Source organism: Thiorhodovibrio winogradskyi (assembly GCF_036208045.1).
In the GTDB taxonomy this organism is placed as follows: domain Bacteria; phylum Pseudomonadota; class Gammaproteobacteria; order Chromatiales; family Chromatiaceae; genus Thiorhodovibrio; species Thiorhodovibrio winogradskyi.
The window spans coordinates 2,012,658-2,024,700 of sequence record NZ_CP121472.1 but is presented as its reverse complement, the minus strand read 5'-3'; the positions used below and the strand labels follow the sequence as shown (position 1 = coordinate 2,024,700).

Genomic DNA, 12,043 nt, shown 5'->3' with positions numbered 1-12,043 from the left:
CGGATCGATTGCCCGAACCAGACAACCCACGGCAAATCCGTTCTAACCAACAGGCGCGACACGGGCAGCGCGGGGCATTGAGTTTGCCGTCATGCCCAGATAATCGAAGACACGGCGGACTTTGCGCGCGAGCTTCTCGATGGTGGCTGCCACGGAATCCTTGGATTTCGTTTTGATCAGACCGGCGGCAAACCGGCGCAGTCGGGTGATGTTTTCTGGTCCATGGCCGGTGCGGATGGTGCAGCGATCCTCATCCCAGTTCCAGTCGAGGATCCAGTGATGGGCTTCAATGCCCCAATGCCCACGGTTGAAGGCGAGCAGGCGCTTAGGGCTTGCACTCTCAGGGGTATGATCCGTGACGCCGAAGACTGTCTCGACGGAGGTCTTGTCGGTTTTTTTCTCAGTGGTGGTGCGCTCAATGGCGAAGACCTGCCCGACATGGGGGAAATCGAGATAGTTGTTCAGCGCCGTGGAGGTCCAAATCGCGCGGCTTTCGATACGCCCATGCGCAAGGTCCGATGACTCGCGAAAATCCGGCTCGCCCCGCGCCTGGAAAAGCAGGCGGATGTCGGCAACCAGCGTGGGCTGATTCTCTTTGGCGATAAAGACGTAATGCGCGCCCCGTTCGATGAGATACTCAGCGAGCGAGCGCTGGGTGAGCAGGGCGTCGGCGGTGAGGGTCTTGTCAGTGAGGTCGAGGGAGTCGAGCACCGGGATGGCCATCCCGATCTCGTTGGTTTGCTTCAGTTCATCACTGCCATTGACAGGCAAAGCACCGACTTTTTTTGGGTGTGACAGACCTTGGAGTCATGTCCAACGACACCGAGGATGTGGGTCTGGCGTCCCTCGGCGTCGATGGCATTGCACATCGTCTTGCCATCAATGGCCAGGCCCTCGTCCTCGGCGCCCATCTGCGCATTCCAGCCCTGCAGCGCCCCATCAAGGGCGTCGGGATCGACCCGGGTGAGGACATCGCGGATGCGCGTGCGGCTGGGCACCTCATAGCGACCGTTGCGATAACGGCAACCAAAGCGCGCCCGGGCCGCCTGGCTGAGATCCTTCGCCCAAGCGGCGATGGCCTTATAGCCACGCGCCCCGCACAGCACCGCCGCGGCGGAGATCGCAAGAACCACCGGCAAGGGATGACGCCGGCCTTGGCCGCGACGCGGATCAGGGACATCGACAAAGAACGCAGGAAGCGAACGCATCTGTTGTGCGGAGATCATGAGTTTTGGGGCTCCATAGCGATACTGGGAATCGAGTCTTGGGTCGGACAAGCGTGCTTGGACCTGCCCGATCAAGGGGCGGACAAACACCCGCTTGGCGCCATCGGGCTGCTGGCTGTAGCCGGCGCGCGTGCGGCGGTACCCGCGCGTCTGCCCGACCTCCAGCCAGTTGGCCGCGCGATAGCAGGTGCCGGTAAAGCGGCGCGGATCGACGAAGGTCTCCAGCAACCACAGCGGATAACCGAAGCGGGTCTGCCAATCAGTGCTGACCTGGCGCTCGCACAGCGACAGCACCTTGGAGGCGAGATTGGGCACATGCCACTGGGGCAGAATGAGAAAGCGGGCGTTGTTGGCGATCAGATGCAGGCGGTCGAACTGGTAGCGGCGATCCCAGCCGATCCACTGATCGCGCGCCGCGCACTTCCAGGCCGCGGCGCTCAGCACCAGCAACGCCAACCACTGATCCCGCCAGATGGCGACATACCAGAGGGTGTGACCGATTTTTGCCGCCGCGCCCAGGTAGTGATACGCCTCGAGCAATGCTTTGAAGCGCGCCTCTTCATCTGGGGCGACCGCACGCAGGGTGATGTCGTGCAAGTTCAGGGGGCTGCCTCGTCAATCAACATAGGCAGGCAGTTTGAACGAGTCGGACGGAAATGTCCAGAATCGAGGGTAAATACTTCTACGGCTTGTCAATTAGGGCTAGCACGGTTTCGCCCTGCCAGACAACCGGCTCGTAACTGAAAACCGGGTTGCGACAGGTATAATGGCAGTGGCAAGCATCCTGGCAATCCAAACCAGCCATCAGATCCAGACCATTCAGCAGAGGCCACCCGGTTTTGAACAACACCTCCTTGCCCTTTTGGGAAAGCACCCCGCTCGAGGCCATGACCCTGGAACAGTGGGAGTCTCTGTGCGATGGCTGCGCGAAATGCTGCCTGAACAAGTTTGAGGACGAGGATACCGGGGAGATTCATTACAGCAATGTAGCCTGTTTTCTACTGGACCATGATAGCGGGCGTTGCCTGGATTATCCCCTTCGCTCCAGCCGGGTGCCAGACTGCGTGACCCTCACCCTGGAGACTCTGTACAACCCGGGCTGGCTGCCACGGACCTGCGCCTACCGACGTCTGGCCGAGGGCAAACCTCTGCCCGACTGGCATCCACTCATCACCGGAGATCCGGACTCTGTAATGCGCAGCGGCCATTCGGTGCTTGGACGCATTGTCTGCGAGACCGAGGCCGATGATCCTCTGCTACACCTGATCGATTGGATTCGCTAAGCAGACCCGAGACGCACCCCCTGAAACCAGCACTTTGCACCATGATCACAACCACTATCGTACTCGCATCCACGTCCCCCTACCGCCGTGCCTTACTAGACAAACTCGAGCTGCGGACACTGGGGTTTGACCTGCGCGTCGATACGCCGGACATCGACGAACAGCCACGTCCAGGCGAAGCCCCGGCGGCCCTGGTCGAGCGCCTCGCCCTCGCCAAGGCGCGGGTCGTGGCGCCCCGCCACCCGGATGCGCTTATTATCGGGTCCGATCAGGTCGCCAGTGTCGATGGGGAGATGCTCGGCAAACCCGGGGAGCATCAGTCAGCCATCGCACAGCTTGAGCGCCTGTCCGGACAGCATGTCTGTTTTCTGACCGGGCTGTGTCTTCTCAATACCACCACAGGCCAGGCGCACAGCTGCTGCGAGCCTTTTTGGGTGAGCTTCCGCCGCCTGTCGAAGAAACAGATCAGCGCCTATGTTGCGCGCGAACGCCCTTACGACTGCGCCGGAGCTTTCAAGTCCGAAGGGCTCGGCATCGCGCTCTTCTCGCGCTTGGAGGGCGCGGACCCCAACAGCCTGATTGGGCTACCGCTGATTCGCCTGGTCTCGATGCTGGCTGCCGAGGGCATCGAGGTACTCGCGTCCTGACGCCATTAGCGCAGACTCACCATGCCCTCGGCGCCAATCAGCCGCGCCCAGGTCGAGGCGATGGATGTGCCCAGTTGCTCGGTGAGCTTTTCGAGAATATCGCGCTTGCGGCTGTAGGTGACAATCTCTTCGGCGCCGATCAGATCGCGCGCCACGAAACTGCTGCTGCCCAGACCATCGGCCAAACCAAGCTCGACACTTTCCGCCCCGGTCCAGAACAAACCGCTGAATAGCTCATCGTTCTGGGCCAGGCGGTCGCCTCGCCCCTCTTTGACCGCATCAATAAACTGCTGATGCAGGCCATCAAGCAGCCGTTGGATAAACTCTTGGTCGAAGGGCTCCAGCGGCGCGAAAGGATCGAGAATCCCTTTGTGCTCGCCGGCGACCAGCAGTCGGCGCTCGATGCCGAGCTCTTCCATGGCGCGCGAGAAACCAAAGCTGCCAATGCGCACGCCGATGGAGCCGATTAGGCTGGCCTTGTCGACATAGATCTCATCCGCCGCCACGGCGATGTAATAGGCCCCGGAGGCACAGGCATCCACGGCCACGGCATACACCGGTTTGTCGGGATATTTATTCTTGAGACGGCGAATTTCGTCGTTCACATAGCCCGACTGCACCGGACTGCCGCCTGGGCTATTGATGCGCAGGATCACGCCCTTGGCCTTCTCCTCCTTGAACGCCTTGCGCAACGCGGTGATGATTTTATCGGCGCTGGCATCGCTATCAGACGCGATCATTCCGTCGACTTTAACAAGAGCTGTGTGCTCTTTTCCCGCACCAACCGACTCACTCAGATTCCCGGCATAGACCACCGCCAGCAAGACCACCACATAGGCCAAGGCCGCGAGTTTGAAAAACAGCCCCCAGCGCCGTCCACGGCGCTGATCGCGCAAAAACTCAACCGCCATGCTGTTAATCAGCGCACGCTCCCAGTTGGGGTCATCGGGGTCTGGCAGTTGGCTCGAGGGCAGTTGGCGAAAGGGCCAGCGCTTCATCTTTGTGTCTCCGGTGTTGGGGTCGGTCAGTCAAGTCAGGCGCGTGCGGCGAGCCAGGCAGGCAATTCGCCAATGGCATGAATCAGGCCGAGCGGCTGACAGGCGAGCAGCCGCTCGCTGTCATGCACACCATAGCTGACGGCGAGCGACGCCATGCCGGCATTGTTCGCCATCAGCAGATCGAATTCGGTATCGCCCACCATCAGGGCCGCCTCGGCGCGGGTGCCAAGCTCGTCGAGCAACTCAAACAGCATTTGCGGATTAGGCTTGGAAAGGGTCTCATCAGCGCAGCGGGTGGCGTGAAAATAGGGCACGAGCCCGGACTGCACCAGCGCCCGATCAAGCCCGCGGCGACTCTTGCCGGTCGCAACCGCGAGCAGCAGCCCCTGCTGGTGGAGCGCGCGCACCACCTCGGCGGCGCGATCAAACAATAGCGTTGGGGTGGGATCCTCGCCAAGAAAGCGGTTGCGATAAGCCTCTATCAGCCGGCTGATGAGTTCGGGGCGTGCCCGCGGACAGAGCGTCTGCATGGCCTCCTCAAGCCCAAGCCCGATCTGGTCACGCATCAACTCAGGCGCTGGCGGCTGGACATCCTGCTCGACAAAAGCCGCGGTCATGCAGTTGACAATGCGCGCGGCCGAATCCATCAGGGTGCCGTCCCAGTCGAAAATGATCAGTTCAACTTGCATGTGATGGGTTTGCGATTATGGGTGATGCAGTGAGTCATTGGCGGTCCTTTGGTCTTCTGCGTGAATCCATGGCCTGGCGGTCACCAGCGGCCAATCCCTCCACTTCCAAGGTTCAAACGCCCGCCTGGTGTCTCAGCCTCTGCAATACCTGCTGCAAATCCTCAGGCAACGGAGCGCGCACCACCAGGGGGTCCGCCTCTGGATGCGGGCGAAAGCCAAGTTCGGCGGCATGCAAGAATAAGCGATTCAGGCCCAGACTGCTCAGGCGCTGATTGTCCGTGGCATCGCCATATTTATCGTCACCGGCAACAGCTGCTCCAAGATGGGCCGCATGCACGCGGATTTGATGCGTCCGCCCGGTCTCCAGCCTGACATTCACCAGAGTACAGCCCGCGAACGCTTCCACCCGGAGAAATCCGGTCCACGCCGCCTTGCCCTCGGCATGATCGACCCGGACCACCCGTTCGCCACCGCGCAGCAGGTTCTTGCGCAGGGGTGCACGCACTTCGACCCGCTCACGCGGCAAGCCACCCACCAGCAAGGCCTGGTACTTTTTGCGTACCTGTCCCTCGCGCAATTGCCGATGCAGCCAGCGCAAGGTCGCGGTTTTTTTACTAATCAGCAAACAACCCGAGGTCTCGCGATCAAGCCGATGCACCAGTTCGAGCGACTGCGTCGGCCGCATGGCCCGCAGTGCTTCGATCAGTCCTAGACTCAACCCGCTACCGCCATGCACCGCGAGCCCGGCGGGTTTATCAATCAGAATCAGGCCCTCATCTTCATAGAGCACCGCATCCGACAGGCGTGCCTGCAATCCTGCCGTTGGCGCCGCCGCGGGCGCCGCCGGGTTGAGACGCAGCGGCGGCAAGCGCAGGGAGTCTCCCGCCTCGAGCCGGGTTGATGGCTTGACACGGCAACGGTTAACCCGCACTTCTCCGCTTCTTACTATGCGATAAATCAGGCTACGCGGCACACCTTTAAGGTGTGCGAGCAAAAAATTGTCGATGCGCTGCCCCTGGTGATCCGCCCCGATCTCAAGGTAGCGGACTCCGCCTGCGTCCTGGTTGACTGGACTTACTGGCGGCTCGACGGACGGCATCCGCCGGGGTTGCTTAGGTTTTTGGACGGGTTTCCGGATGGGTTTTTGTTTGCTCAATGGGTGTTTCGCTGCTATCTTGACTGATCGCTATCGAAGGATTGCGACCTGTTGGGGTCCATTCGCTGTGCCAGCCGATAAAAGTTTGCGGCACTGCTAACCTGACAGTTAATGTCGGAATTGGAGCTGGCATCCCGCCATTGTAGGCTGAAGGCCACTGTCGGATGCTCGTTATCTTCAGGGTTGCCCCTGAAGCTCGGCTCGTCCGACAGCGCGCGAGAAAACGACCGGTCAAGATCCCGTTGCGGTGAAACATCTGTTTCATTCTCCGGGTCGCCGAGATGCAGTGCTAACCAACTCGCCGCAATGACACCCGAACCAAGCAGGCTCGGGTGGTAGCAGAACAATCAGGCGCGACCCCACCGGGGGTGCGCAACCAGGATTGATCCGCGGGCTCTGGCGGAGCTTGCGGACCAAAGGATAACAACCTGCCGCGCGCAACAGTGTCGATGCATGGCCGGATCAGTGATGAGCGCGCGCGAGGCCACAAGCCGTCGCGCCGCCACCTTGCCCGGACACCATCGCCGCCAGGCCCCGCTCCCGCCCGGGGCCTGTACTGGCTTGCCACGAACAGACCCATCATGGGGTCTGTTCACAGCCGCCAGTGCGCGCTGTCCAAGAGATTTCACCAACAATGAAAAGAATGCTGATCAACGCAACTCAGCCCGAAGAGTTGCGCGTGGCCATCGTCGATGGTCAACAACTGTTCAACCTTGATATCGAGTCTCCCGGTCGCGAACAAAAAAAAGCCAATATCTACAAAGGAACCATCACCCGAGTAGAACCCAGCCTGGAGGCAGCCTTCGTTGACTACGGCAGCGAGCGCCACGGCTTCCTGCCGCTGAAAGAGATCGCTCGCGGCTATTTCGAGGGCGATCCGGCCAAGCCTGGCACCAAAAACAATATTCGCGGATTGATCCGCGAGGGCCAAGAGGTGGTGGTCCAGATCGACAAGGAAGAACGGGGCAACAAGGGCGCGGCCCTGACCACCTTTATCTCCCTTGCCGGGCGCTATCTGGTGCTGATGCCAAACAATCCGCGCGCCGGCGGCGTGTCGCGTCGCATTGAGGGCGCGGATCGCACCGAGCTGCGCGAGGCCCTGAGTCTGCTCGACATCCCCGAGGATACCGGGCTAATCGTGCGCACCGCTGGCGTGGGCAAGAACGCAGAGGAACTTCAGTGGGATCTCGACTACCTGACCCAGCTTTGGGACGCCATCAAGGCCTCCAGCGAGGAGCGCAAGGCGCCTTTCCTGATCTACCAGGAAAGCGATGTGATCATTCGCTCCATCCGCGATCATTTACGCGCGGACATTGGCGAGATCGTGGTGGATGATCCCAAAATGTACGAGAAGGCGCAGGCCTTCGTGCGCTCGGTCATGCCACACAACCTGAAGAAACTCAGGCTTTATCAGGACGAAGTCCCACTCTTCACCCGCTACCAGATCGAAAGCCAGATTGAATCCGCCTTCCAACGTGAAGTCCGCCTGCCCTCGGGCGGCTCGCTGGTCATCGACCACGGCGAGGCGCTGACCTCCATCGACATCAACTCGGCGCGCGCCACCAAGGGCGCGGACATTGAGGAAACCGCTCTCAACACCAACCTCGAAGCCGCCGACGAAATCGCCCGGCAACTGCGCCTGCGCGACCTGGGTGGGTTGTTCGTGATCGATTTTATCGACATGACGCCGGCCAAGAACCAACGCGAGGTTGAAAACCGCCTGCGCGACGCCCTCAAGCAAGACCGTGCCCGGGTGCAAACCTCGCGCATCTCGCGCTTTGGCCTGCTGGAGATGTCACGCCAGCGTCTGCGACCATCCCTTGGGGAATCGAGCCAGATTGTCTGCCCGCGCTGCAAGGGCCAGGGCACCATTCGCGGAGTCGAATCTCTCGCGCTCTCGGTGCTGCGCATCGTCGAGGAAGAGGCGATGAAGGACAGCACCGCGCGTATCCTCGCGCACCTGCCCATCCCGGTCGCGACCTATCTACTCAACGAGAAACGCCGCGCCGTTCTCACCATCGAAGACCGCCACCAGGTTGAGATTCTGCTGGTTCCCAACAAGAGCATCGAAACGCCCGAGTACCGCATTGAGCGCATTCGCAGCCAGGACGTGGTCAAATCCGGCAGCGACGATGCCGTCAGCTACGAACTCGCCGAGGATCTGACCGCCGAGGACAGCCATTCGCTAGCCACCACCAGCCGTCCCGCCGACGAGCCCGCCGTCAAGCAGCTCGCGCCCTCCATGCCGGCACCGCATCGCAGCGAGACGGCGCAAGCCGAACAGCGCCACCCGGGCGCCGCGGCCGCCGCCACCCATGAACGCAATGAGAATTTGCTCAAGCGTCTTTGGGTCACCTTCTTCTCGGCCGGTAACGACCAGACCACGCAATCTCAAGCGTCGGCATCCAAGCCCGCATCCGCGGCACCGCGCGAGGAACCCGCGCTCGCGAGCGAGAGCGCTGCGTCTCGTGGCCGTTCACCGCGCCGCGCACCGAACGGCCAGCGTCAAGATCGCCCAAGCAGCAGAGCACAGGCTGCCGCAACCACTGACATCCCAGCGGCCGTCACTGACGGCTCGTCCGACAGCAGCACTGACAGCCGACCAGGCACCGAACAGACGGGCGGCGAGTCAGCGCCAAGATCCGAGCGCTCGCGCTCCAGTCGCCGCGGCGGCCGCGGCCGCGGCAAAAGATCCGCCTCCAGCGAGGCCAACACCAATAGGCAGACGGAAGCAGGCGCAGCGCCCGAGGAACATCCCAGTGCGAATCCGGGCGTGGCGGACAGAGCCAACCACTGGAGTCCGGATCAAGGGTACGTCGGCGCACCGCGCGCGCCCGACATGGCCGCGGCGGATTCTGGCTCCCAGGGTGCTGAGGCGGACAGATCCGCCGATCAATCATCCCATGGCGATCAGAACGTCCCGCCCGACAGCGACAGCCAAGCAGGCGAGGGCGATGCGCCGCCGCGGCCGCGCTCCAGCCGCCGGCGCCGTGGCGGGCGTAACAGACGCAAGCCGAGTTCTCAGCCGGCCACGAACGGCGACGCCAAACCCGCGCAGGATGGCACAGCAGCGGCAGCGTCTGGCGCTCAGGGTACGGCGGAAACAGAAGACCCCAGAGCGGTTCCGGTGCAGGCAGAACCCCAGCCAACGGCGATTCATCAGCCGGCGCCATTCGCCGCCGAGCCGGCAATGAAAGACAGATTCCTGGAGCCATTCCCCACGAAGCCACCCTCCATGGAACGTCCCCCCATGGAAGCTTCCCGAGCGGAACCTCCACCGCTCACCAAGGCCGAGTCTCCGCCGCCCGCGTCAGAATCAAGACCACCGATGGACAACGAGTCCTCGCCTGCACAATCAGCCAGGCCTGGCACCTCGACCGAGCCATCGGCAACCGGATCCGAGCACCAGGAGCCCCGCGCTGGCGAAGCTGTTAGCAGCCCGGAACTGCTCCCAACTCAGACTCCAGTTCAGCAACCAGCTCCGTCAGCTCCGTCAGCTCCGTCAGCACAGACGCATCCTCAATCCGAGGCCCTGCCTCAGGAACGCTCGCCAGCCAAGGAGCCCGAGCGGCCATCCGCTGACAATCCGCCTGACAAGGAAACACCCTGAACATCTTCATTCGATGTTAAAGCTCTTTTTTCTCACAGCGAAGCGCTTCGCCAGCCTGGCTATCCAGAGCTTCGGCCGCCATCCGGCCATCGACGGGGGCTCGGCCTGGCTGCGACTGCGCCGCCGCCTGGTGATGATCGGGTTTCTCCCCTTTCTCGCGCTGGTACTCGCTATTCACTGGCTAGGCTTTCTGCTCGATGAGATCTTCTTTCGCGGCTACCGCAAGATACCCATCCGCGAACCTCTGTTCGTGCTGGGCGTACCGCGCAGCGGCACCACCAATCTGCATCGAGTTCTGGCGCGGGATGCGCAATTCACTACCTTCAGCACCTGGGAAAGCCTGTTCGCGCTCTCCGTGAGCGCACGCAAGTTCTGGCTTGGGCTGGCGCGACTCGACCGCTCCCTGGGCGGTTATCTGGCCCGCGCGCTGGGGTGGCTGGAACAACATGGCTTCGCCGCCATGGACGATGTTCACCCCATGACACTCAATGCACCAGAGGAAGATTATTTCGCCCTGCTACCGATTCTCTCCTGCTTTATCCTGGTCCTGCCCTTCCCCTTCCATGAGCGTCTGTGGGACATGGGTCAATTTGACCGCCGCATTCCAGTCGACGAACAGCAGGCGATACTCGCCTATTACCGCCGTTGCTTGCAGAAGCATCTCTACGTTCACGGGCCGGACAAGCGCCTGTTGTCCAAGAACGCGGCCTTCGCGCCCCTGGCCGGCGGACTCAGCCGCACCTTTACCGACGCCCGCTTTTTGATTTGTCTGCGCGAACCCGAGCGCACCCTGCCCTCGCAACTCAGCTCCATCGGGTCAGGTCTGGCATTCTTCGGCACGCCCGCGCGCAGTCCTTGGGTGCGGGATCAATTCATCGAGCAACTGCGGTTTTATTACCTGAACTTGGCGGCCCAATTGGGATCAACACCGCCCGAGCGCTGTGTCTGGGTGAGCATGAAAGCCCTGCGCGAGACGCTCGACAGCACCCTGTCCGACGCCTACCGGCAGCTGGGACTCCCGCTCTCGGATGGCTTCGCCGCCATCCTTGCGCAGGAATCAGAGGCCAGTCGGCACTACCGCAGCGGCCACAATTATGCACTCGCCCACTTTGGGCTGGATGCGGCCGAGCTTGCCCGCGCCTTTGCCGATGTCCGTGCCAACCCTCATTTGGCCGCTGTTCTCCCGCCGCCAGCAACAGACGCAGTCCCATGCTGAAATCCGACAGCGCATCCGGTCCCCTGCCATCATCAGCCGCGCAACCCCTGCGCGTGGCCATCCTCTCGGACGCCGCCCCCGAGCGCAATGGCGTCGGCGCCTATTATCGTGACCTGGCCGAGCACCTGCGCGGCGCCGGGGTGTTGGTGCGGATCATCTCCCCGCGCTATCGCAACGGACGTTGGTATGGCGGCTTCGCGGTTCCCCTGCCGGGTGACCGCACCCAGAAGTTCATGCTGCCCTCGCCGCTGATGATTCACCGGCGGCTCAAGCGCAGCAACCCCGATGCCATTGTCATCCCCACGCCCGGCCCTTACGGCATGCTCGGGCTGCTCTTTGCCAAGAGGCACAAGGCACGCATCATTGTTGGCTTCCATACCCACTTCGAGCGCCTCGCGGCCATGAATCAGGACTGGTCCGCGCGCGCGCCCGCCGCGCAGTGGTATCTCAACACTTGCAACCGCAAGCTATTTCGCGACAGCCAGTTGGTACTGGCCAATTCCCAAGAGATGGTCGAGATTGCCCGGCGCATCGGTGCCGAGCATGTCGGGCTCATGGGCACGTCCATTCCCAGACGTTTTATCGAGCAGCCACCCAAAGCCTTGCACGGTAGCCTCGAGCGGGTTCTCTTCGCCGGGCGCCTGGCACCAGAGAAAAACCTCGAAGCAGTCGTCCAGGCCGCCGCGGCGCTGCCGCGGATGCAATTTCTAGTGGCTGGCGAGGGTCCCATACGTCCCTGGCTGGAGAGCGAGGCACGGCGGCTTGAGAATATCAAGCTGCTCGGCTGGATCCATCGCCAGAGGATGCTGTCACTGATCGACAGCGTCGACGCCCTGGTTCTTCCATCCACGGTAGAGTCCTTTGGCACTATTGCATTGGAAGCCATGGCCAGGGCGCGGCTGGTCGTGGTCTCATCGCATTGCGGCATTCTGAGCTGGGATCAGCTCAACCGCGGCCTGTTTCAGATCGAACCACAGCAGACCCTGGCCGATGTCCTTGGGCAGATCGCCGAGATGGACCCGGCACAACGCAGCCACAAAGCCGAGATCGCCCGCACCGCCGCGACCGACATCAATGCTGATAATCTCAACCATTGGCTTGAGATTCTGCGCGACGGCCGTCTGACCGGGATCGACAAACTCCCTAAACCCAAAACACCTGTTTGATCTTCCGCGATCGCCAGACCATGCGCCTGATCATGAAACCTCGGTTTGACCT

10 protein-coding genes are annotated in these 12,043 nt (G+C 62.0%); 5 read left to right on the top strand and 5 right to left on the bottom strand.

Annotation, left to right across the window (positions count from 1 at the left end):
• Nucleotides 1-42: 42 nt before the first annotated feature.
• Both Thiowin_RS09040 and Thiowin_RS09035 read right to left on the bottom strand, forming a co-directional pair.
• Nucleotides 43-723, bottom strand: a complete 681-nt coding sequence (locus tag Thiowin_RS09040; protein ID WP_328983484.1) for an ISAs1 family transposase — start codon at nucleotides 721-723, stop codon at nucleotides 43-45.
• 20 nt (nucleotides 724-743) lie between these two features.
• The gene (locus Thiowin_RS09035) at nucleotides 744-1,823 is read right to left on the bottom strand and encodes a Druantia anti-phage system protein DruA (RefSeq protein ID WP_328983485.1); all 1,080 of its coding nucleotides are present in this window, start codon (nucleotides 1,821-1,823) and stop codon (nucleotides 744-746) included.
• Nucleotides 1,824-2,065: 242 nt separating this feature from the next.
• Between Thiowin_RS09035 and Thiowin_RS09030 the strand changes: the two genes are divergently transcribed.
• Both Thiowin_RS09030 and Thiowin_RS09025 read left to right on the top strand, forming a co-directional pair.
• Entirely contained in the window at nucleotides 2,066-2,509 is a 444-nt protein-coding gene (locus Thiowin_RS09030) for a YcgN family cysteine cluster protein (protein ID WP_328987401.1), read from the top strand.
• Nucleotides 2,510-2,550: 41 nt separating this feature from the next.
• Nucleotides 2,551-3,156 (top strand): Maf family protein, encoded by a 606-nt coding sequence (locus Thiowin_RS09025; RefSeq protein WP_328987400.1) that lies wholly within the window; start codon nucleotides 2,551-2,553, stop codon nucleotides 3,154-3,156.
• A gap of 5 nt (nucleotides 3,157-3,161) precedes the next feature.
• Here Thiowin_RS09025 and Thiowin_RS09020 read toward each other — a convergent pair whose 3' ends face one another.
• The 3 genes from Thiowin_RS09020 to Thiowin_RS09010 form a co-directional block, all read right to left on the bottom strand.
• Entirely contained in the window at nucleotides 3,162-4,154 is a 993-nt protein-coding gene (locus Thiowin_RS09020) for a S49 family peptidase (protein WP_328987399.1), read from the bottom strand.
• Between the two features lie 35 nt (nucleotides 4,155-4,189).
• Nucleotides 4,190-4,843: an HAD-IA family hydrolase gene (locus Thiowin_RS09015; RefSeq protein WP_328987398.1), complete on the bottom strand. Its 654-nt coding sequence runs from the start codon at nucleotides 4,841-4,843 to the stop codon at nucleotides 4,190-4,192.
• A 112-nt stretch (nucleotides 4,844-4,955) separates the two neighbouring features.
• Nucleotides 4,956-5,942, bottom strand: a complete 987-nt coding sequence (locus tag Thiowin_RS09010; protein ID WP_328987397.1) for an RluA family pseudouridine synthase — start codon at nucleotides 5,940-5,942, stop codon at nucleotides 4,956-4,958.
• Between the two features lie 691 nt (nucleotides 5,943-6,633).
• On the opposite strand from Thiowin_RS09010, the gene rne reads away from it, so the two are divergent.
• From rne to Thiowin_RS08995, 3 genes are read left to right on the top strand one after another with little or no spacing between them, the layout of a single operon-like run.
• On the top strand, nucleotides 6,634-9,609 hold the full coding sequence (rne, locus tag Thiowin_RS09005) for a ribonuclease E (RefSeq protein WP_328987396.1): 2,976 nt from the start codon (nucleotides 6,634-6,636) through the stop codon (nucleotides 9,607-9,609).
• Nucleotides 9,610-9,622: 13 nt separating this feature from the next.
• Nucleotides 9,623-10,825, top strand: a complete 1,203-nt coding sequence (locus Thiowin_RS09000) for a sulfotransferase (protein ID WP_328987395.1) — start codon at nucleotides 9,623-9,625, stop codon at nucleotides 10,823-10,825.
• Nucleotides 10,819-11,991: a glycosyltransferase gene (locus tag Thiowin_RS08995; RefSeq protein WP_328987394.1), complete on the top strand. Its 1,173-nt coding sequence runs from the start codon at nucleotides 10,819-10,821 to the stop codon at nucleotides 11,989-11,991. The genes Thiowin_RS09000 and Thiowin_RS08995 overlap by 7 nt, the downstream gene beginning before the upstream one ends.
• Nucleotides 11,992-12,043: the final 52 nt, after the last annotated feature.